The 21,704-nt window shown below is 53.7% G+C and carries 18 protein-coding genes and 2 rRNA genes; 9 read left to right on the top strand and 11 right to left on the bottom strand.

Annotated elements, in window-relative coordinates:
• Together BFG58_RS10090 and rrf are read left to right on the top strand one after the other, a co-directional pair.
• Nucleotides 1-242 (top strand): 23S ribosomal RNA (locus tag BFG58_RS10090); the annotation flags it as partial.
• A 71-nt stretch (nt 243-313) separates the two neighbouring features.
• Nucleotides 314-429: ribosomal RNA gene (gene rrf / locus BFG58_RS10095) — 5S ribosomal RNA — on the top strand.
• A 98-nt stretch (nt 430-527) separates the two neighbouring features.
• Here rrf and mobB read toward each other — a convergent pair.
• Both mobB and mobA read right to left on the bottom strand, forming a co-directional pair.
• Nucleotides 528-1,031, bottom strand: a complete 504-nt coding sequence (gene mobB, locus BFG58_RS10100) for a molybdopterin-guanine dinucleotide biosynthesis protein MobB (protein ID WP_069719759.1) — start codon at nt 1,029-1,031, stop codon at nt 528-530.
• A complete protein-coding gene (gene mobA / locus BFG58_RS10105; RefSeq protein ID WP_069719760.1) occupies nt 1,028-1,612 on the bottom strand; it encodes a molybdenum cofactor guanylyltransferase MobA in 585 nt (194 codons plus the stop codon). Before mobA ends, mobB begins: the two co-directional genes overlap by 4 nt.
• A gap of 68 nt (nt 1,613-1,680) precedes the next feature.
• On the opposite strand from mobA, the gene BFG58_RS10110 reads away from it, so the two are divergent.
• The 3 genes from BFG58_RS10110 (at nt 1,681) to dsbA (ending at nt 3,663) form a co-directional block, all read left to right on the top strand.
• Nucleotides 1,681-1,950: a YihD family protein gene (locus BFG58_RS10110; RefSeq protein ID WP_008501866.1), complete on the top strand. Its 270-nt coding sequence runs from the start codon at nt 1,681-1,683 to the stop codon at nt 1,948-1,950.
• Nucleotides 1,951-2,025: 75 nt separating this feature from the next.
• Nucleotides 2,026-3,012, top strand: a complete 987-nt coding sequence (locus tag BFG58_RS10115; protein ID WP_045909080.1) for a serine/threonine protein kinase — start codon at nt 2,026-2,028, stop codon at nt 3,010-3,012.
• 27 nt (nt 3,013-3,039) lie between these two features.
• Nucleotides 3,040-3,663, top strand: a complete 624-nt coding sequence (dsbA, locus tag BFG58_RS10120) for a thiol:disulfide interchange protein DsbA (protein ID WP_045909081.1) — start codon at nt 3,040-3,042, stop codon at nt 3,661-3,663.
• A 23-nt stretch (nt 3,664-3,686) separates the two neighbouring features.
• On the opposite strand, the gene BFG58_RS10125 is transcribed toward dsbA, so the two are convergent.
• Nucleotides 3,687-4,595 (bottom strand): acyltransferase, encoded by a 909-nt coding sequence (locus tag BFG58_RS10125; RefSeq protein WP_024909221.1) that lies wholly within the window; start codon nt 4,593-4,595, stop codon nt 3,687-3,689.
• A 440-nt stretch (nt 4,596-5,035) separates the two neighbouring features.
• Here BFG58_RS10125 and polA point away from each other — a divergent pair, with 440 nt between their 5' ends.
• Nucleotides 5,036-7,828 carry a DNA polymerase I gene (gene polA / locus BFG58_RS10130; protein ID WP_069719761.1) on the top strand — a complete coding sequence of 931 codons (2,793 nt, stop codon included), beginning with the start codon at nt 5,036-5,038 and terminating at the stop codon, nt 7,826-7,828.
• A 312-nt stretch (nt 7,829-8,140) separates the two neighbouring features.
• Here polA and yihA read toward each other — a convergent pair whose 3' ends face one another.
• Nucleotides 8,141-8,770: a ribosome biogenesis GTP-binding protein YihA/YsxC gene (yihA, locus tag BFG58_RS10135; protein WP_048226811.1), complete on the bottom strand. Its 630-nt coding sequence runs from the start codon at nt 8,768-8,770 to the stop codon at nt 8,141-8,143.
• Nucleotides 8,771-9,347: 577 nt separating this feature from the next.
• Between yihA and yihI the strand changes: the two genes are divergently transcribed.
• Both yihI and hemN read left to right on the top strand, forming a co-directional pair.
• A complete protein-coding gene (yihI, locus tag BFG58_RS10140) occupies nt 9,348-9,857 on the top strand; it encodes a Der GTPase-activating protein YihI (RefSeq protein ID WP_069719762.1) in 510 nt (169 codons plus the stop codon).
• Nucleotides 9,858-10,045: 188 nt separating this feature from the next.
• The gene (hemN, locus tag BFG58_RS10145) at nt 10,046-11,419 is read left to right on the top strand and encodes an oxygen-independent coproporphyrinogen III oxidase (RefSeq protein ID WP_069719763.1); all 1,374 of its coding nucleotides are present in this window, start codon (nt 10,046-10,048) and stop codon (nt 11,417-11,419) included.
• Between the two features lie 100 nt (nt 11,420-11,519).
• Here the strand turns inward: hemN and BFG58_RS23820 are convergent, their stop codons facing one another.
• The 4 genes from BFG58_RS23820 to glnA all read right to left on the bottom strand — a co-directional run bounded on the left by BFG58_RS23820 (nt 11,520) and on the right by glnA (nt 15,794).
• Entirely contained in the window at nt 11,520-11,630 is a 111-nt protein-coding gene (locus tag BFG58_RS23820; RefSeq protein WP_032622955.1) for a YshB family small membrane protein, read from the bottom strand.
• 110 nt (nt 11,631-11,740) lie between these two features.
• On the bottom strand, nt 11,741-13,153 hold the full coding sequence (gene glnG, locus BFG58_RS10155) for a nitrogen regulation protein NR(I) (RefSeq protein WP_023309765.1): 1,413 nt from the start codon (nt 13,151-13,153) through the stop codon (nt 11,741-11,743).
• Nucleotides 13,154-13,164: 11 nt separating this feature from the next.
• The gene (gene glnL / locus BFG58_RS10160; RefSeq protein ID WP_032644301.1) at nt 13,165-14,214 is read right to left on the bottom strand and encodes a nitrogen regulation protein NR(II); all 1,050 of its coding nucleotides are present in this window, start codon (nt 14,212-14,214) and stop codon (nt 13,165-13,167) included.
• Between the two features lie 170 nt (nt 14,215-14,384).
• Nucleotides 14,385-15,794 carry a glutamate--ammonia ligase gene (glnA, locus tag BFG58_RS10165; protein WP_008501856.1) on the bottom strand — a complete coding sequence of 470 codons (1,410 nt, stop codon included), beginning with the start codon at nt 15,792-15,794 and terminating at the stop codon, nt 14,385-14,387.
• 378 nt (nt 15,795-16,172) lie between these two features.
• Between glnA and typA the strand changes: the two genes are divergently transcribed.
• Nucleotides 16,173-17,996, top strand: coding sequence for a ribosome-dependent GTPase TypA (typA, locus tag BFG58_RS10170; protein WP_023331638.1), 1,824 nt, complete (start codon nt 16,173-16,175; stop codon nt 17,994-17,996).
• Between the two features lie 79 nt (nt 17,997-18,075).
• Here the strand turns inward: typA and ompL are convergent, their stop codons facing one another.
• The 3 genes from ompL to BFG58_RS10185 form a co-directional block, all read right to left on the bottom strand.
• Nucleotides 18,076-18,762, bottom strand: coding sequence for a porin OmpL (gene ompL, locus BFG58_RS10175; RefSeq protein ID WP_069719764.1), 687 nt, complete (start codon nt 18,760-18,762; stop codon nt 18,076-18,078).
• 74 nt (nt 18,763-18,836) lie between these two features.
• The gene (locus BFG58_RS10180) at nt 18,837-20,261 is read right to left on the bottom strand and encodes an MFS transporter (RefSeq protein ID WP_069719765.1); all 1,425 of its coding nucleotides are present in this window, start codon (nt 20,259-20,261) and stop codon (nt 18,837-18,839) included.
• Nucleotides 20,262-20,304: 43 nt separating this feature from the next.
• Entirely contained in the window at nt 20,305-21,687 is a 1,383-nt protein-coding gene (locus BFG58_RS10185) for an MFS transporter (protein ID WP_023326344.1), read from the bottom strand.
• Nucleotides 21,688-21,704: the final 17 nt, after the last annotated feature.

Raw genomic sequence — 21,704 nt, forward strand, 5'->3', positions numbered from 1 at the left:
GGACCGGAGTGGACGCATCACTGGTGTTCGGGTTGTCATGCCAATGGCACTGCCCGGTAGCTAAATGCGGAAAAGATAAGTGCTGAAAGCATCTAAGCACGAAACTTGCCCCGAGATGAGTTCTCCCTGAGACTTTAAGTCTCCTGAAGGAACGTTGAAGACGACGACGTTGATAGGTCGGGTGTGTAAGCGCAGCGATGCGTTGAGCTAACCGATACTAATGAACCGTGAGGCTTAACCTTACAACGCCGAAGATGTTTTGGCGAMGAGACGAACAATCAAAATTCAGCCTGATACAGATGAACAGAATTTGCCTGGCGGCTTTAGCGCGGTGGTCCCACCTGACCCCATGCCGAACTCAGAAGTGAAACGCCGTAGCGCCGATGGTAGTGTGGGGTCTCCCCATGTGAGAGTAGGGAACTGCCAGGCATCAATTAAGTGAAGAGGCCATCCGAAAGGATGGCCTTTTTGCGTTTATACGCCAAAAAAAAGGCAGGCCGGGTAAGGCAAAGCCGCCACCCAGCACGTCAGAGCGCACTCCACGTCACAATAAAGCCCGCAATCCCATCCACATCATTTAAGTCCAGCACCGGAACCTCAAGCGGCAATACCACATCACTGGCCACCGCAATGACATGTTCATCAAGCGTTAACTCGCTGAAATCATGTCCGGCATCGCTTCTGAACAGCAGGATCTTAGGTGCTGCCTCATGCTTAAATCCCTCAATCAGCACCAGATCCAGGGTGGAATGATCCATCCGACTGACCAGATAAGCGAGATCCAGCGGGGCCTCATCCGGCGTTTCTGTCATTAACGCCCAGCGCTGAGGACTTGCTACCATCGTTTGTGCTGCTCCGGCCTTACGCAGCTCATAGCTGTCTTTTCCTGGCGTATCGATATCCATGTTGTGATGACTATGCTTAATCAATCCTGGACGAAGGCCTCTGGCACACAGCGCGGGTATCAGCTTTTTCAGCAGCGTGGTTTTCCCGGTCCCACTCCATGCGGAAATGGCTAAAAGAGGTATCATTTTTTCTCCTGCATCATCTGCAAATCTTCATGCGTATTCACGTTCACGAACGCTGATTTCACATCGCTAAAATCAACGGAATGGCCGCCAGACTCACGCATGAAGACCATCACCCTGCGCTCTCCCGCAGCCAGATAGCTCTGCAGAGCAGGCACTAGCGATCGATGCATCAACGCGATAGCAGGATGGTCACGCTCGCCGTCATGTACCCAAACCACAGGTGCTGTACCACGAAGCAGGAACAGACGCTCGACGAGATCGGAGGGAATAAACGGGTTATCGCAGGGGCAGAAGATAAACCACTCTCCGTGCGACTGTTGCATGACCGAAAGCATACCGGCAAGCGGGCCCGGGTAATTCTCAAGGCTATCCTGATAAACGGTGTACCCGCTTTGCCGGTAAGTGTCGATATGCCTGTTCGCGCTGATGGTCATTGCCGTCACCTGGCCGGCGAGCGTATCGGCGACATGCTGCCACAAGGGTTTTCCATTAAGAAGCTGAAGCCCCTTATCTTTACCGCCCATTCGCGTTGCTCTGCCGCCTGCCAGAACGACCCCGATGATTTCCTGGCTAACATTCACGAATATCGCCTCTTTTATTGTGGGATTGACCCTGCTAACGTGTCACTCTAAATGAAAGGAGCACCACCATGAAATGTAAACGTCTGAATGAAGTTATTGAACTCCTCCAGCCCGCCTGGCAAAAAGAGCCAGAACTCAATCTGATGCAATTTTTACAGAAACTGGCGAAAGAGTCAGGTTTTGACGGCGATCTGGCAGACCTTTCTGACGACATCCTGATCTACCACCTTAAAATGCGCGACTCCGCCAAAGATGCTGTTATTCCTGGTATTCAGAAAGATTATGAGGAAGATTTTAAGACCGCATTGCTGCGCGCCCGAGGCGTAATTAAAGAGTAAAAGCTTGTAAGCGGCGGCACCGAAATCGCCACAAGATGATATCCTGAATCATTCGTATAATTTCCGGATGATCGGATGAACGACCAGGCTTTTACTTTCCAGACATTACACCCGGACACCATTATGGATGCCCTGTTTGAACAGGGTATTCGGGTGGATTCCGGGCTAACACCATTAAACAGCTACGAAAACCGCGTCTATCAATTTCAGGACGAGGATCGTCAGCGCTACGTCGTAAAATTCTATCGTCCTGAACGCTGGTCCGCTGAACAAATTCAGGAAGAGCATCAGTTTGCTCACGATCTGCTGGATGACGATGTCCCCGTTGCCGCGCCCCTGAAATTCAATAACCAAACGCTCCTCACACACGAAGGATATTACTACGCAGTATTCCCAAGCCTGGGTGGTCGTCAGTTTGAAGCGGATAATATCGATCAGATGGAGTGGGTTGCCCGCTATCTTGGGCGTATACACCAGACGGGGCGCAAAAAAGCCTTTATTGCCCGCCCGACGATGGGGATTCAGGAATACCTTCTTGAACCGCGCGAACTATTCGAAACGTCTGCAATGATCCCCGCTGCGCTAAAGGATGATTTCCTCAACGCCACCGATAAGCTTATTGCTGCAGTGAAAACCTGCTGGCGCGATGATATTTCCGTCCTGCGCCTGCATGGCGATTGTCACGCCGGGAATATTCTCTGGCGTGATGGACCGCTGTTTGTCGATCTCGATGATGCGCGTATGGGGCCAGCGGTTCAGGACCTGTGGATGCTGCTCAATGGCGACAAAGCCGAGCAACGCATGCAGCTTGAAACCATTATTGAAGCTTATGAAGAATTTAGCCCGTTTAATTCAGACGAAATTGCCCTGATTGAGCCTTTACGTGCGATGCGTTTTGTTTATTATCTCGCATGGTTAATCAGGCGTTGGGACGATCCGGCATTTCCTCGCAATTTCCCGTGGCTTACCGGAGAGGATTACTGGCGTAGCCAGATATCTACATTTACTGAGCAGGTTAAGGTTCTTCAGGAGCCCCCTCTGCAATTAACGCCGATGTATTAATTGGACACACCCAGGAGAGAGTTAATCATGAAAAAAATTTGGCTGGCGCTGGCAGGTATGATTCTGGCATTTAGCGCTTCTGCTGCGCAGTTTACCGACGGCAAACAGTTCATCACGCTGGACAAGCCGGTCGCTGGCGAGCCACAGGTTCTGGAGTTCTTCTCGTTCTATTGCCCACACTGCTATCAGTTCGAGCAGGTGCTGCATGTTTCTGACAACGTGAAGAAAAAGCTGCCGGAAGGCACCAAAATGACCAAGTACCACGTTGAGTTCCTGGGCCCATTGGGTAAAGACCTGACTCAGGCATGGGCGGTGGCGATGGCACTGGGCGTGGAAGATAAGATCACTTCGCCAATGTTTGAAGCCGTACAGAAAACCCAGACCGTTCAGACCACTGCGGATATCCGTAAAGTGTTCGTTGATGCGGGCGTGAAAGGTGAAGAGTACGATGCCGCATGGAACAGCTTCGTGGTGAAATCACTTGTTGCCCAGCAGGAAAAAGCGGCTGCTGATCTCCAGCTTCAGGGCGTTCCGGCGATGTTTGTTAACGGCAAATATCAGCTGAACATGCAGGGCATGGACACCAGCAGCATGGATATTTTCGTACAGCAGTATGCAGATACCGTGAAATACCTGGTTGAGAAGAAGTAATTTCGTTGATGTAAAAACGCCGGTCACTGACCGGCGTTTTTGTATGAAGATTTTATTTTGTCTATCTGTTCGTCTTTCTCTTTCCAGAGCGTATTAAGCCACTGCTGGAAACGACGTTTGAAGTTCTTATCGTTTACGTAATCACCGTGCAGTTCAGCGTCAATCGGAACCAGGTCGACGTGCACGACAATGCGCGTCAGTTTGCCGCTGAGCATATCGAAGAACGGCGTCCTGTCGTTTTCCGGATAGCAGAGCGTGACGTTAAGAAGTTTATCGAACTGTGCTCCCAGCACGTTAAGCGCCATCGCAATCCCTGCCGCTTTTGGTGGCAACAGGTGCTGATAAGGAGAGCGAGTTTGCTGGCGCTTCTCTTCCGTAAACCGGGAACCTTCAACAAAGTTCACGATGGTCGTAGGATGTGCGCGAAACTTTTCACAGGAACGGCGCGTGGTCTCCACATCCTTACCGCGACGTTCCGGATGACGAATCAAATAGCTGCGCGAATAGCGTTTCATAAACGGCATATCGAGCGCCCAGCAGGCTAGTCCGATAAAAGGCACCCAGGCGAGCTGCTGTTTCAGGAAGTATTTGTTCATCGGGATGTGTTTGCGAAAAAGCACGCATAACACCACGATGTCCGCCCAGCTGTGGTGATTGCAGATCAGCAGGTACCAGTTCTTTTTGTTGAGACTCTCCAGCCCTTTGACATCCCACTTCAGATGCGGGTTAAGGCACAACAGGATCGCCAGCCCTTCGCACCAGCAATACATCATGAAGTTACAAAATGCGGACACGGCTCGCCACACCACGGGTACGGGCAGCAGCAGTTTAATGATCCCAGCGAGAATGATAGGCACGGAACAGGCGATCGTCACCAGGATAGTTAAAATGATGCTTAGCAGTAATGTTATTGCAGCGAGCAATCTCGACATGATGAGCTTTTTCAAATAGTTAGCTGTAAGTGAGCGACCGGCTAGTCGACGCTGGGCGCTGATTTTACCAGAAAACAAACGAATGAATGGCGCTTTCACATGATGATTTGGCGGCTTTTACCCTGGCGCAGCAGATTTCTCTGGGGTTCTGCGCGAATCAAGGCTTATATCCACATAGACTAAATTGCCATCAGTTGACCATATAGATAAGATCTAACAACATAACAGCATGATAATTAAGATATAAATATTACCTCATATGTGTTTTTCGCGTCTGTTATTCATATGAAGTGAAAATATTCACAAACTTATCCACAGTTTTATTTTTGCGAGCGATCCTCATGATCGCAAAATCTTTTCCTGTATCTGGCGCTAATAACTGATGTTTTCATCCTTCTGTGGCATCCTTTACTCATAAATTGATTAAAGGCACGGACATTATGGTTCAGATCCCAGAAAACCCTCTTATTCTCGTCGATGGCTCTTCTTACCTGTATCGGGCATACCATGCGTTTCCTCCTCTGACCAATAGCGCAGGGGAACCTACCGGCGCAATGTACGGCGTGCTGAATATGCTGCGCAGCTTGATCCTGCAGTATCAGCCAACCCATGCGGCCGTTGTGTTTGATGCGAAAGGCAAAACGTTCCGCGATGAGTTGTTTGAACATTACAAATCCCACCGTCCGCCAATGCCTGACGATCTGCGTGCGCAGATAGAGCCGCTGCATGCCATGGTAAAAGCCATGGGGCTACCGCTGCTGGCCGTTTCTGGCGTTGAAGCCGATGACGTCATCGGTACGCTGGCGCGTGAAGCCGAAAAGATGGGGCGTCCCGTGCTGATCAGCACCGGTGATAAAGATATGGCACAGCTGGTGACGCCAGGTATTACCCTGATTAACACCATGACCAACACCATTCTGGGGCCTGAAGAGGTCGTCACTAAGTATGGCGTGCCGCCAGAGCTGATTATCGATTTCCTCGCGTTGATGGGCGACTCCTCGGATAACATCCCTGGTGTTCCTGGCGTCGGTGAGAAAACCGCGCAGGCGCTGCTTCAGGGGTTGGGCGGGCTGGATACGCTCTACGCGGAATCAGACAAAATCGCCGGGCTCTCCTTCCGTGGTGCAAAAACCATGGCCGGGAAGCTGGAAGAGAACAAAGAGGTGGCTTACCTCTCCTATAAGCTGGCAACCATCAAAACCGATGTCGAACTGGAGCTGGGCTGTGAGCAACTGGAAGTACAGCAGCCTTCTGCGGACGAGCTTCTGAGTCTGTTTAAGAAATACGAATTTAAGCGCTGGACCACTGACGTGGAAGCCGGCAAGTGGCTTCAGGCAAAAGGGGCGAAACCTGCGGCAAAGCCGAAGGAGACGATTGTCGTTGATGCAGAAGAGCAGGCGGAAGAAGAAGCTATGGTGCTTTCCTTCGACAACTACGAAACCCTTCTTGAAGAGTCGCAGCTCATTGCCTGGATCGAAAAACTGAAAAAAGCGCCGGTCTTCGCCTTTGACACCGAAACGGACAGTCTCGATAACATTTCTGCCAATATGGTAGGCCTGTCATTTGCGACAGAGCCTGGTCATGCGGCCTATGTTCCCGTGGCGCACGATTACCTGGACGCGCCGGAACAGATCTCCCGTGAGCGCGTGCTTGAGCTGCTGAAGCCGATCCTGGAAGACGAAAAGGCGCTTAAGGTTGGGCAAAACCTCAAGTACGACCGTGGCATTCTGCAAAACTACGGCATTGAACTGCGCGGGATCGCCTTCGACACCATGCTCGAATCCTACATTCTGGACAGCGTCGCGGGCCGCCATGATATGGATTCCTTATCTGACCGCTGGCTCAAGCACAAAACCATCACCTTTGAAGAGATTGCCGGTAAAGGGAAAAATCAGCTCACCTTTAACCAGATTGCTCTCGAAGAGGCAGGACGCTACGCGGCGGAAGACGCTGACGTTACGCTGCAGCTGCACCTGAAGATGTGGCCAAAGCTGCAGAAGCACGAAGGTCCGCTGAACGTGTTCCAGCATATTGAGATGCCGCTGGTGCCCGTGCTGTCCCGCATTGAACGCAACGGCGTGAAAATCGATCCAACGGTGCTGCATAACCACTCCGGGGAACTGGCGCAGCGCCTGACCGAACTGGAGCAAAAAGCGCATGAGCTTGCAGGCGAGCCGTTTAACCTCTCTTCGCCGAAGCAGCTGCAAACCATTCTGTTTGAAAAGCAGGGCATCAAGCCGCTGAAGAAAACCCCTGGCGGTGCGCCTTCAACCTCTGAAGAGGTGCTGGAAGAACTGGCGCTGGATTATCCGCTGCCAAAAGTGATTCTGGAGTACCGTGGTCTCGCGAAGCTGAAGTCTACCTACACTGATAAGCTCCCGCTGATGATTAACCCGAAAACGGGCCGCGTGCACACCTCATACCATCAGGCCGTCGCGGCGACCGGTCGTCTCTCGTCAACCGATCCCAACCTGCAGAACATCCCGGTACGTAACGAAGAGGGCCGCCGTATTCGCCAGGCTTTCATCGCACCAGAGGATTATCTGATTGTCTCGGCGGACTACTCGCAAATCGAACTGCGCATTATGGCGCACTTGTCCCGCGACAAAGGCCTGCTGAGCGCTTTTGCCGAAGGGAAGGATATCCACCGGGCGACTGCAGCCGAAGTCTTCGGTCTGCCGCTGGACAGCGTAACCAACGAACAGCGCCGCAGCGCTAAGGCGATCAACTTCGGGCTGATTTACGGCATGAGTGCATTCGGGCTTTCGCGCCAGCTCAACATTCCGCGTAAAGAGTCGCAGAAGTATATGGATCTCTACTTCGAGCGTTATCCGGGCGTGCTGGAATATATGGAACGTACCCGCGCGCAGGCGAAAGAGAAAGGCTACGTTGAAACCCTGGACGGTCGCCGTCTCTATTTACCGGACATCAAATCCAGCAACGCCGCGCGCCGCGCGGGTGCAGAGCGTGCCGCGATCAACGCCCCGATGCAGGGCACCGCGGCGGACATTATTAAGCGTGCAATGATCGCCGTTGATGCCTGGCTTGAGAAAGAGAAACCGCGCGTGAAAATGATCATGCAGGTACACGATGAACTGGTATTTGAAGTGCACAAGGACGACCTCGACGCCGTGTCGAAGAAGATCCACGAACTGATGGAAAGCAGCATGACGCTGGACGTGCCGTTGCTGGTGGAAGTGGGAAGTGGTGAAAACTGGGATCAGGCTCACTAACGGTTCTTCGCATAACGCGCTGTTTATGTAAGTTTGCAACATAAGAACGCGCGTTTTGTGACGATCATTAGAATTCCCTATGTAAAGAATGAAAAAAAACTACAAAAAGTGCTTTTTCTGCAGCACAAAAAGGGGTAGAGTTATCGGCGTAGGGTACAGAGGTAAGATGTTCTATCTTTCAGACCTTTTACTTCACGTAATCGGATTTGGCTGAATATTTTAGCCGCCCCAGTCAGTAATGACTGGGGCGTTTTTTATTGCGGCAAAGAAACTTTCGGGCAAAAAAAAGCGCGGCTATCGCCGCGCCCGGTATTACTCTTCTTCCGCTTCCGTCGCGGGTTCCAGCTCGTTAAACCAGGTGTCGAGCTTTTGACGCAGCTTGTCCACGCCCTGCTTTTTCAGCGAGGAGAACGGTTCAACCTGCACATCCCCGTTGAACGCCAGCACCGCTTCACGAACCATATTCACCTGCGCTTTACGCGCGCCGCTTGCCAGCTTATCGGCTTTTGTCAGCAGCACCAGCACGGCGATATCGCTTGCCACCGCCCAGTCGATCATCTGCTGATCCAGATCTTTCAGGGGATGGCGAATATCCATCAGCACCACCAGACCTTTCAGGCACAGGCGTTTTTCCAGGTATTCACCCAGCGCACGCTGCCACTTGATTTTCATCTCTTCGGGTACCTGCGCGTAACCGTACCCCGGTAAGTCGACCAGGCGTTTGCCCTCTGCGACTTCAAACAGGTTGATCAGCTGGGTACGGCCAGGTGTTTTTGAGGTACGCGCCAGGTTCTTCTGATTGGTCAGCGTATTCAGGGCGCTGGATTTCCCCGCATTAGAGCGGCCAGCAAAGGCCACTTCAATACCGGTATCAGAGGGGAGGTGGCGAATATCGGGCGCACTGGTGACAAAATGCGTCTGTTGGTAGTTCCAGGTAGTCACGTGGTCGTCTCCAAAATCGTAATCTGAGGGGGATTATACCTGAATGCAGGCAAAAGGCTTTTCTGATTGCTATGCCCTGTAGGCGAATGCCCCCACCGGTGTGAGAGATCGGCCAGTGATGCTATGGGAGATTTCAGAGAATTCGCAGGCGTTAAAAAACGCAAACTGTTTTAAATCATAAGCTTATTTTCGGGTAATTGTCTGAAAATCTCTTTTTATACCGTTTCGTTGCTTGTTAGTTTAACGGAACAAGGTAAAGTGTGCGTCAGGGCGAGGAAGCCAACAGGAAATCGACTTAAGGATTAGGGTCAGGAGCGCCAGGAGGCGAAGACGCAGGATTGTCAGGACGACCAGCGCCTGGAGGCGTTTTAACAGGAAATGGAACCGTATCACGGACGGTATTAGCCAAGGGATAAACAGGGTTTGTTGTTGGCAAACATGGAATGTCTGACCCGCTAAGGGTTGTGAGTCAGGAAAAAAGGCGACAGATTGCTCTGTCGCCTTTTTTCTTTGCTTGCTTTCTGCTAGATTTCGCCGCAATTCTATACTGAAGAAAACGACTTAAAGATAAAACATCATGAAAAAACCAACCTCCGCTGCGGGCGCGAAACGCCCTGCAAAAGCACGCCGCAAAACGCGCGAAGAACTGAACCAGGAAGCGCGCGACCGCAAACGCGACAAAAAACATCGCGGTCATGCTGCGGGTAGCCGTGCCAACGGTGGTGGTGCAGCGGGCGCTTCTGCAAAAGGCAAACAGCAGAAAGATCCTCGTATCGGCAGTAAAACTCCCATTCCACTGGGCGTGACAGACACCCCGGTCACTAAGCAGCACAAACCAAAGAGCGAGAAACCTATGCTTTCACCGCAGGCTGAGCTGGATTTGCTGGAGAACGATGAGCGCCTGGACGCGCTGCTGGAACGTCTTGAAGAGGGTGAAACCCTGACCGCTGAAGAGCAGTCATGGGTGGATGCCAAACTGGATCGTATTGATGAACTGATGCAGAAGCTGGGCCTGTCATACGACGAAGATGAAGAAGAAGATGAGAAGCAGGAAGATCTGATGCGTCTTCTGAAGGGTGGAAACTAACATTTGCACCCGGCAGGCACGATAGTCCTGCTTATAACCCTTCCGGTTATATGTTATCTGGTGTGGTTATTCGTTAAACTACGGCGGTTGTCGCGGCGACAGAAGTGGCTGCGCACCCGAATGATGGCCCGCAATGGGGTCAGAACGGGCCGCCGTATACGAACGCGACACCAACGGAAGGAGTGAGCATGTCAGCACCAACTATCGACTGGGATTTGGCCCTAATCCAGAAATATAACTATTCCGGGCCGCGTTATACGTCATACCCCACCGCGCTGGAGTTCTCCGATGCCTTCGGCGAGGGGGATTTTCAGCAGGCTGTTGCGCGCTATCCTGAGCGTCCGCTGTCGCTCTACGTCCATATTCCGTTCTGCCACAAGCTTTGCTACTTCTGCGGCTGCAATAAAATCGTGACCCGCCAGCAGCATAAAGCCGACCAGTACCTTGACGCGCTCGAACAGGAAATTGTGCATCGCGCGCCGCTGTTCAAAGGCCGTCACGTCAGCCAGCTGCACTGGGGCGGCGGTACGCCAACCTATCTGAATAAAGCGCAAATCAGCCGCCTGATGACGCTTCTGCGCGATAATTTCAGTTTTAACGACGACGCTGAAATCTCGATCGAAGTCGATCCGCGTGAAATTGAGCTGGATGTCCTCGATCACTTACGCGCCGAAGGCTTCAACCGCCTGAGCATGGGCGTACAGGACTTCAATAAAGAGGTTCAGCGTCTGGTGAACCGCGAGCAGGACGAAGACTTTATCTTTGCCTTACTCAACCATGCGCGTGAAATTGGCTTCACCTCGACCAATATTGACCTGATTTACGGCCTGCCAAAGCAAACGCCGGAAAGCTTCGCCTTCACGCTGAAGCGCGTGGCCGAACTTAACCCGGACCGTCTGAGCGTCTTTAACTACGCCCATCTGCCGACGCTGTTTGCCGCCCAGCGTAAAATCAAAGATGCCGATCTGCCTTCTGCCCAGCAGAAGCTGGATATCCTGCAGGAAACCATCACCTCGCTGACCGACACCGGCTATCAGTTTATCGGCATGGATCACTTTGCCCGTCCGGACGACGAACTGGCGGTCGCTCAGCGCGAAGGGGTCCTGCACCGCAACTTCCAGGGCTACACGACCCAGGGCGATACCGATTTGCTGGGAATGGGCGTCTCCGCCATCAGCATGATCGGCGACTGCTACGCGCAAAACCAGAAAGAACTGAAGCTGTATTACCAGCAGGTTGATGAGACGGGCAACGCGCTGTGGCGCGGCATCGCATTAACGCGCGATGACTGTATCCGTCGCGATGTGATTAAGGCGCTTATCTGCAACTTCCGTCTTGATTTCAGCGATGTGGAAGCGCAGTGGGCGCTGAACTTCAGCGATTATTTCGCGGAAGACCTGAAGCTGCTGGCGCCGCTGGCGAAAGACGGGCTGGTGGATATGTCGGAGAGCGCGATTGAGGTCACGCCAAAAGGGCGTCTGTTGATCCGCAATATCTGCATGTGCTTCGACGCGTATCTGCGTCAGAAAGCGCGTATGCAGCAGTTCTCGCGGGTGATTTAAACTGCAATGCCGGGTGGCGGCTTCGCCTTACCCGGCCTACAAAAGTGCGAAATGTAGGCCGGGTAAGCGAAGCGCCACCCGGCTTTTCATCGCCAACTCGCTAGCTAAACAGCCCAACCAGCGCCGCGCACAGCACCGCCGCAACGGCAGTTTGTGGCGTGTGGCTTTCAGCGGCTCCGCTAGAGAGCATATTCACGAATGTTTCCAGCATGATGTTCACCCCCAATTTCCGGGCACGATCATACAAAACTCATCGGAACAGTAAAGCGCAAAATAACGGCAATTTGCGCTCAATTAATAACCTTTACACAAGTGCGGATATTACTCCATTCCCAGCTCTTTCAGCTTGCGCGTCAGGGTATTACGTCCCCATCCCAACAGGCGAGCGGCTTCCTGCTTGTGGCCCTGCGTATGACGAAGCGCGGTAGTTAACAGTGTACGCTCCATCTCAGGCTGCGCTTCAGACAGCAGGTTTTGATGACCGGAACGCAGCGCGCGGTCGGCCCACTGCGCCAGCAGCGTTGCCCAGCTGTCCGGCAAAGCATGCCCGGTGCTGCTTTCAGGCGCGGTCGCTTCAAACAGCTCGGCCGGTAAATCCTGAATCAGCACTTCCTGCCCGGCGGCCATCACGGTTAACCAGCGGCAGGTGTTTTCCAGCTGACGCACGTTGCCCGGCCACGCCAGGCGGGTGAGGGCAGCATCGGTTTCCGGGTGAAGTTGCTTGGCTTCCACACCCAGCTCGCGGGCGGCTACCTGCAGGAAATGGCGCGCCAGGCGGGGAATATCTTCCCGGCGTTCACGCAGCGGCGGCAGATGAACGCGAATGACGTTCAGACGATGGAATAAATCCTCACGGAATTTGCCTTCCTGCACGCGCTGCTCCAGGTTCTGGTGGGTCGCGGCGATAATACGCACGTCCACCTTCACCGGCGCATAACCGCCCACGCGGTAAAACTGTCCGTCGGCCAGCACGCGCAGCAGGCGGGTCTGGACATCCAGCGGCATATCGCCGATCTCATCCAGGAACAGCGTGCCGCCGTCAGCCTGTTCGAAGCGCCCCTGGCGAATGGTATTTGCGCCGGTAAACGCCCCTTTTTCGTGCCCGAACAGCTCGGATTCAATCAAATCCTTCGGGATCGCCGCCATATTCAGGGCAATGAACGGTGCTTTTGCCCGCGGGCTGTGGCGATGCAGGGCATGCGCCACAAGCTCTTTACCGGTTCCCGATTCGCCGTTAATCAAGACGCTGATGGACGAGCGGGACAGACGGCCAATAATGCGAAAGACGTCCTGCATCGCCGGCGCTTCGCCGATGATGTCGGTGGTTGGCCCAAAATCGGGCGCGTGGCGCGGCTGTTGCTGCTCCTGATAGTGGCTAATCGCGCGCTCAACCAGCGCCACCGCTTCGTCGATATCAAACGGTTTGGGCAGATAATCGAATGCCCCTTGCTGATAGGCGCTCACCGCGGCATCCAGATCGGAGTGTGCCGTCATTATGATGACCGGAAGCATAGGGTGGCGTTGTTTGATCTGCTTTAACAGCGCCAGCCCGTCCATGCCCGGCATGCGAATATCCGACAGCAGAACATCGGGCGTTTTGGTGGTGAGTGCGTCGAGCACTTCGCTGCCGCTCTCAAACGTCGTGCAGCTTAATCCCGCCCCCGTGAGCGCGCGTTCAAGCACCCAACGGATGGAGCTATCGTCATCGACTACCCAGACTATCCCTCGTTGCATAAACGTCACCTTTATTTTTTAATCGGCAGGAAAACCGAAAACTCGGTATGTCCCGGCCAACTGGTAAATTCAATTTTTCCAGAGTGTTGATCGATCAAACTGCGGGCAATGGATAAGCCCAGGCCGGTTCCGCCTTCGCGACCGCTGACCATCGGGTAGAACAGGGTGTCCTGAAGATGCGATGGAATGCCGGGCCCGTTATCCTCGACGTCGATTCGGGCCGCAAGCCGGTAGCGCACGCCGTGTAACGTGAGCTGGAAGGCGGTACGGGTGCGTAAAATAATCTCGCCCCCGTCAGGCCCCAGCGCCTGCAGGGCATTGCGCACAATGTTCAACAGGACCTGCTCAATCTGATCCGGGTCATGGGCCAGTTCCGGCAGGCTTGGGTCGTAATCACGTACCAGCGTGACGTTCTCTGGCAGCTCCATCGAGACGAGCTTCACCACCCGTTCAGCCACTTTATGGATGCTTTCTGTGACGTGCATTCCTGGCTGCTGTGGCCCGAGAAGGCGGTCAACCAGATTCCGCAGACGGTCCGCCTGCTCAATGATGACGTTGGTGTACTCCGCCAGCGCAGGGTCTGGCAGCGCCTTGGTCAGAAGCTGCGCCGCACCGCGTAATCCGCCCAGCGGGTTTTTGATTTCATGCGCCAGACCGCGCACCAGGTCTCGGGCGGCAATTTGCTGTGCATGCTGAAGCTGTTCCTGGCTCAGTCGGCGCTGATTATCCATCGGTGCCATTTCCAGCAGGATCAGGCCTTCGGGAAGACGTTGCGCGGTCAGCGACAGAATGTGCGAACGCCCGTCGATCACCAGCGTCACTTCGTTATCGGTGAAACCCTGGCCTGCCTGTAAACTTTCCTGCATCAGGCCGATATTCAGCGAAAAATAGCTCAGGAGTTCCGGAAGTGGGGTGCCGAACAGTTTACGTGCGCTTTGGGCGAGCAGCTGCTGTGCCGCCGGGTTGGCGTAATGAACGGCCAGCTCGTCATCGACCAGCAAAATGCTGTTAATCAAAGAATTGAGGATCTGCCCAGCATCGGGCAGCGTGCCAGTTGCCATTCAGCAGTCTCCTGGAGTCGTTTGCACTAATTTAGTGCAGTATAGCGTTTTCGGCGTCAAAAGCGCGTGAGATCAGATTGTTGGTGGAGAAAAAAGCCCATCCGGAGATGGGCTAAAAGTTTCCACGGCAACTACTCCCGGCGCTTGTCACGCCGGGTAAAACAACTTAATTAAACGCTGTAGTACAGTTCGAACTCAACCGGATGCGGAGTCATACGCACGCGGTCGTTCTCTTCAGTGCGCAGCGCGATGTAAGCATCGATAGCGTCGTCAGTGAATACGCCACCTGCAGTCAGGAACTCGCGGTCTGCGTCAAGCGCCTGCAGGGCTTCTTCCAGAGAGCCAGCAACCTGTGGGATCTCTTTCGCTTCTTCTGGCGGCAGGTCGTACAGGTTTTTATCCATCGCTTCGCCTGGGTGGATCTTGTTCTTGATACCGTCCAGACCGGCCATCAGCAGCGCTGCGAAGCACAGGTATGGGTTAGCCGCTGGATCCGGGAAGCGCACTTCGATACGACGCGCTTTAGGAGATGCCACCACCGGGATACGGATAGAAGCAGAACGGTTACGCGCAGAGTAGGCCAGCATCACTGGCGCTTCGTAGCCCGGGACCAGACGCTTGTAGGAGTTGGTGGTTGGGTTCGCCAGGGCGTTGATCGCTTTAGCGTGTTTGATTACGCCGCCAATGTAATACAGCGCCTGCTCGGACAGACCGGCATATTTGTCACCAGAGAACAGGTTGGTACCGTTCTTGGACAGAGACATGTGGCAGTGCATACCGGAACCGTTGTCGCCAAACATTGGTTTTGGCATGAAGGTCGCGGTTTTACCGAAACGGTGCGCAACGTTGTGCACAACGTATTTGTAGATCTGAATTTCGTCCGCTTTTTTGGTCATGGTGTTGAAGCGGGTAGCCACTTCGTTCTGACCCGCCGTCGCCACTTCGTGGTGGTGCGCTTCAACAACCAGGCCCATCTCTTCCATCACCAGACACATGGTGGAACGAATGTCCTGTGCAGAGTCGACCGGAGGAACCGGGAAGTAACCGCCTTTCACGCCTGGACGGTGACCTTTGTTACCACCTTCGTATTTGGTGGAGGAGTTCCATGCGCCTTCGATGTCGTCGATAGCCACGTGGGAGCCAGAAATAGACGCACCAAAACGGATGTCATCGAACAGGAAGAACTCTGGCTCTGGCCCGAACAGAACGGTGTCTGCGATGCCGGTAGAACGCAGGTACTCTTCAGCGCGTTTCGCGATAGAACGTGGGTCGCGGTCGTAGCCCTGCAGGGTGCCTGGCTCGAGGATGTCGCAACGGATGATCAGGGTAGGTTCTTCGAAGAACGGATCAATGACCGCAGTGGTTGCATCTGGCATCAGAACCATGTCGGATTCGTTAATGCCTTTCCAGCCACCAATGGAGGAGCCGTCAAACATTTTGCCTTCTTCAAAGAATTCGGCGTTCACCTGATGAGCAGGGATTGTGACGTGCTGTTCTTTACCTTTGGTATCGGTGAAGCGCAGATCAACAAACTTCACTTCATGTTCGTTCAGCATCGTCAAAACGTGTTCAGCGGACATACTTAACTCTCCAGATTGGTCATTGTCGTCGTGGTAACGAGGTCTTCAATTTCTGTTTGTACTGGCTGGTGCCATGTATTTTTTATAAAGCGAAATCTGTGCCAACTTTTAAAACACCCCAAAAAGGCGTTATCATGCGCACCATAGTGCAAAAGGGCTGCACCACGATGGATTTGTTGCACCAGTATAGTGCTTCAATGTGAACATTGAGCACCATATTGGTGCAATTTACGTTAAAGTGCCCTTTTACCGCTCCGTGAAAGCGATCACAAAGCATCTCTGCAATACTTGTTTGCGGGGGATGTTTGTGATCCTGTTTTGTAGTGCGATTAATCCGTGTACAATAACGCGCTATTTCTAAATGCCTGAGGCAAAGTTGTGATCGAAAATTTGCGTAACATCGCCATCATCGCGCACGTTGACCATGGTAAAACTACCCTGGTCGATAAGCTGCTGCAGCAATCCGGTACGTTTGATGCGCGTGCCGAAACCCAAGAACGCGTGATGGACTCCAACGATTTGGAGAAAGAGCGTGGGATTACCATCCTCGCGAAAAACACCGCGATTAAATGGAATGACTACCGTATCAACATCGTTGATACCCCAGGGCACGCCGACTTCGGTGGTGAAGTTGAACGTGTAATGTCCATGGTAGACTCCGTTCTGCTGGTCGTTGACGCAATGGATGGCCCAATGCCACAGACGCGCTTCGTGACCAAAAAAGCATTTGCCCATGGTCTGAAGCCAATCGTTGTTATCAACAAAGTTGACCGCCCTGGCGCGCGTCCTGACTGGGTTGTTGACCAGGTATTCGACCTGTTCGTTAACCTCGACGCGACCGACGAGCAGCTGGACTTCCCTATCGTTTACGCCTCTGCGCTGAACGGTATCGCAGGTCTGGACCACGAAGACATGGCTGAAGACATGACCCCGCTGTATCAGGCGATTGTTGACCGTGTTCCTGCGCCAAACGTCGATCTCGACGGTACCCTGCAGATGCAGATCTCTCAGCTCGATTACAACAACTACGTTGGCGTTATCGGCATTGGTCGTATCAAGCGCGGTAAAGTGAAGCCGAACCAGCAGGTCACTATCATCGATAGCGAAGGCAAAACCCGTAACGGTAAAGTTGGTAAAGTACTGACTCACCTGGGTCTTGAGCGTATCGAGAGCGATATCGCTGAAGCGGGCGATATCATCGCTATCACCGGTCTGGGTGAACTGAACATCTCCGACACCATCTGCGATCCGCAGAACGTCGAAGCGCTGCCAGCCCTGTCCGTTGATGAACCAACCGTATCCATGTTCTTCAACGTCAACACCTCTCCGTTCTGTGGTAAAGAAGGTAAGTTCGTTACCTCTCGTCAGATCCTTGACCGCCTGAACAAAGAGCTGGTGCACAACGTTGCGCTGCGCGTTGAAGAAACCGAAGACGCTGATGCATTCCGCGTTTCGGGTCGTGGTGAGCTGCACCTGTCTGTTCTGATCGAAAACATGCGTCGTGAAGGTTTCGAAATGGCGGTTTCCCGTCCGAAAGTTATCTTCCGCGAAATCGATGGCCGTAAACAAGAGCCGTTCGAAAACGTGACGCTGGACGTTGAAGAGCAGCACCAGGGGTCTGTGATGCAGGCGCTGGGTGAGCGTAAAGGCGACCTGAAAAACATGAATCCAGATGGCAAAGGCCGCGTACGTCTCGACTACGTGATCCCAAGCCGTGGCCTGATCGGCTTCCGTTCTGAGTTCATGACCATGACTTCAGGTACCGGTCTGCTGTACTCCACCTTCAGCCACTACGACGACGTTCGTCCGGGTGAAGTGGGCCAGCGTAACAACGGCGTGCTGATCTCCAACGGTCAGGGTAAAGCGGTTGCGTTTGCGCTGTTCGGTCTGCAGGATCGCGGTAAGCTGTTCCTGGGTCACGGTGCTGAGGTTTATGAAGGCCAGATCATCGGTATTCACAGTCGTTCTAACGACCTGACCGTAAACTGCCTGACCGGTAAGAAACTGACCAACATGCGTGCGTCCGGTACTGACGAAGCAACGGTTCTGGTTCCACCGATCAAGATGACTCTGGAGCAGGCTCTGGAATTCATCGATGATGACGAACTGGTCGAAGTGACTCCACAGTCAATTCGTATCCGTAAACGTCACCTGACCGAGAACGATCGTAAACGTGCTATGCGCGGTGCGAAAGAAGACTAATACGGTTAATCCGTAGGCCGGGTAAGCGCATGCGCCACCCGGCAACGAAAAAGCCGCTGAGCGATCAGCGGCTTTTTTATTAGAACGAATACCGTAACCCTAAACGGATCCGGTACTGCTCCCGGTTGTAATCATTCCACCTGTCCAGCCACTGCAGTTCGAGGTACGGCAGCCAGTTCCTGTCGATTTTATAGCTGAACTTGTTGGTAATTTCCCAGTGATGGTCTTTGCCATTTTTGCTGTGGTAATCATTCACCCGCTGGAAAAAGTGCGGCTCAAAGGTGTAGAAAAACGCATCCGTCACTTTGAAATTCCAGTAGTTGGCAAATTCGTGCGTGTCATTCTTATCCATCTGCCCGTTATAGTCCGGCGTATCGTAGTTGTTATGGTTATAGCGATAGCGGAACGTCAGATTAAACCGGTCTGTAAATTTGTAGTTGGTATCTAAATAAACCGCACCGCCGGACCCTGCGCTGCTGTCATTAATCAATCCACCGGGCTGGAAGGTGAGTTTGTCGGTTGGTTTAAAGAGCGGATACCACCCCTCGATTTCGTTATAGCTGTGTTTCAGCTCATCCCATTTGCCCACGTTATAGGCGTTGGTGAACATCAGTCCCGCGCCCATATCGAAGTTATAGCCCGCACGCAGGATCACCTCGTGCAGCTCTGAGGCCGTATTGTAGGCTTCGCGGGTTTCGACATAGGCCCCGGCAAATACCGGGCAGGACACAGACGACACGATCAGTACAGTGATGATTCTTTTCATAATTTGTCCATGTATCAGGTACAGAAAGGCCTCCCTCCTGATAAACAGGAAGGACATAGTGGCCGGATTTATTGTTATAAAGTGACTGCTGACGCTTTATTGTTGGTGGTTATCTCAGGGGTATTCGCGGTTTGTTTCTTCCGTTTTCCAATCTCCTCGATAATAAAGGCGAAGCGCGCTTCGTTGAGTTTATAAAACAGCCCCATGGTCACGGCAGCAACAATCGCCAGGCCGCACGGCCAGAGGAAAATAAGCTGACGCAACCCAAGCAGCGTGCCCGCGCTCTGCACTGCATGGGGAACGTAGCCAATCTGGGTCAGCATAATCCCGGGCAGGAAACCGGCGAGCGCGGCGGAGATTTTGCGCGAGAAGGTATAGCCGGTATACACCGACCCTTCGGCGCGAATGCCGGTTTTCCACTCGCCGTAATCGACGGTATCCGGCACCAGCGCCCAGTTCAGGCTGTTCACAAACGCGGTGCCGAAGAAGGCCATGCAGGAAAACAGCACGAACAGCAGGGAGCTGGTCCCCCAGAAGAAATTCAGCACGTCGCCCACTGCCCACAGCGCCAGGCCACCCAGATAGACCGGTTTCTTGCCAAAGCGCTTCACTGCGCCGGGCACCAGAAACACGCCAATCAGGATGCAGCCCATGCTGAAAAAGCCCATCCACGACAGCAGATGCAGATCGTTCAGCACGTACTGGGTGTAATAGACCTGAATCGCTAGCTTGATGTTAAACGCGGCGAGGGTACACAGGTTGGCGATGCATAGCACCAGCAGCGGCGGATTGCGGAAAATCGCACAGAACGATTTCAGAATGCCGGGCTTGTGGTGATCGGGTGTGAGCTCCACATAGCGTTCTTTAACTCCGCTGTAGCACCACCACATGCAGAACAGACCGCCAGTGACGAACACCAGCGCGGCCACCAGATAGCCGAGGGAGGGCTGGTGGGCGAACAGCGCCTGAATGGGCATAAAGCCGACGGTGCAGAGTAACAGCCCCACCGTTGCGCCGCCCTGACGCCAGGCCGCCAGCTGCGCGCGCTCGTTCGGGTTTTTGGTGATGGCCGGGACCATCGCACCGTAGGCGCAGTTCATCAGGCTGTAGCAGAGGCCAAACATCATGAAGAGCACGGTGGCGAGCGCCGTTTTCACCGTCAGGCTAAAGTCGTTGGCCATAAACTGCGCCGTCGCGACCAGCGCCACCGGCACGGAGGCGTAAAGAATGAATGGCCGGAATTTTCCTCTTGCACCGATGTGACGCCGGGAATCGAGCAGTACGCCGGTTAGCATGTCGGTAAACGCGGTAAAAAACTTCGCCACCAGGAAAATAATGCCGCCATAGAACGCCGGCATGCCCAGTTCGTCTGTATAAAACTTCAGCAAATACAGCGTACCAATACACAGCATCAGGTTCGAGCCAAAATCGCCCATCCCGTAGGCGCACTTCTCTCGCAGGCTCAATTTCAGGGTTAACGGATCAGTGTTATGTGTCATGGTCGATCCTCAGAGCGCCCCGCAGGGCGCTCTATCACGTCATTTATGCCGTACGTTTGCGCAGTTCGATTTCTTCGACGATGCGCACATACATCTTCTCGTTGAGGTTATAGAAGCAGCCCATCGCCACGATGGTGATGACCGCCAGCAGGCTCGGGTAGATAAATATCAGCTGCCGCAGCCCTTCAACCGTGCCACTGGATTGCACCACGTTGGGCACATAGCCGATCTGCGTGAGCATGATCCCCGGGAAGAAGCCTGCCAGCGCCTGGGATACTTTCCTGAAGAAGGTAAAGCCGGTGTAGACCGTCCCTTCGGAGCGCACGCCGGTGCGCCACTCGCCGTACTCCACGGTATCGGACACCAGCGCCCAGTTCAGGCTATTCACAAACGCGGAACCGAAGAACGCCAGGCAGGAGAACGCCACAAAGCTCACCGAGCCGCCGCCGAAGAAGTAGTTGAGCAGATCGCCCGCCACCCAAATCGTCAGCCCGCTGATGTAGACTTTTTTCTTGCCGAAGCGCCGCACCGCGCCGGGCATCATAAAGACGCCGATAAAAATGCAGCCCATGCTGAAGAAGCCCATGTACGACAGCAGGATCGGGTCGTTCAGCACGTACTGCGTGTAGTAGACCTGAATGGCAAGTTTGACGTTAAAGGCACCCAGCGTGCACAGGTTCGCGATGCACAGGATAAACAGCGGACGGTTTCCGGCGATGGCGCGAAATGACTGCAGCAGCCCCGGTTTTTGCGCCGGGTTAGCGGGCTGCGCCTCGACGTAACGCTCGGTCACCCCCTTGTAGCACCACCACATAAAAAACAGCCCGAACAGCGAGAAGAGGGTGGCGGCAAAGATGTAGCCAAGCTGGTCATTGCCTTCAATCAGGTTCATCACCGGAACAAAACCCACGGTACAAAGCAGCAGGCCCAGTGTAGCGCCGCCCTGACGCCAGGCGGCCAGCGAGGCGCGCTCGTCCGGGTTTTTGGTAATGGCGGGTACCATCGCGCCGTAGGAGCAGTTCATCATGCTGAAGAACAGGCCGTACAGCATGAACAGCACCGTTGCCATCACCGTTTTACCGGTGATTTCAAACGGCGTGCCGACGAAGTTGGCAATCGCCAGTAAGGTCACCGGGAACGCCGCGTACAGCACGAACGGGCGAAATTTCCCTTTCGGGCCAATCTTGCGCCGGGAGTCGAGCATGATCCCGGTGCCCATATCGGTGAAGGCGGTAAAAAACTTCGCAATCAGGAAGATAATTCCGCCGTAGGTGCCGGGCAGCCCCAGCACGTCGGTGTAAAACTTCAGCAGATAAAGCGTGCCGATGTCCAGCAGGATGTTTGAGCCGAGATCGCCCATCCCGTAGGCGAGTTTTTCTTTAAACGGCAGGCGTAGGGTTGCCGGATCGGAAGTATGTTGACTCATTATTGTTCTCCGTCTGC

The sequence above is a fragment of the Enterobacter sp. ku-bf2 genome (assembly GCF_001742765.1).
GTDB lineage: Bacteria > Pseudomonadota > Gammaproteobacteria > Enterobacterales > Enterobacteriaceae > Enterobacter > Enterobacter quasiroggenkampii.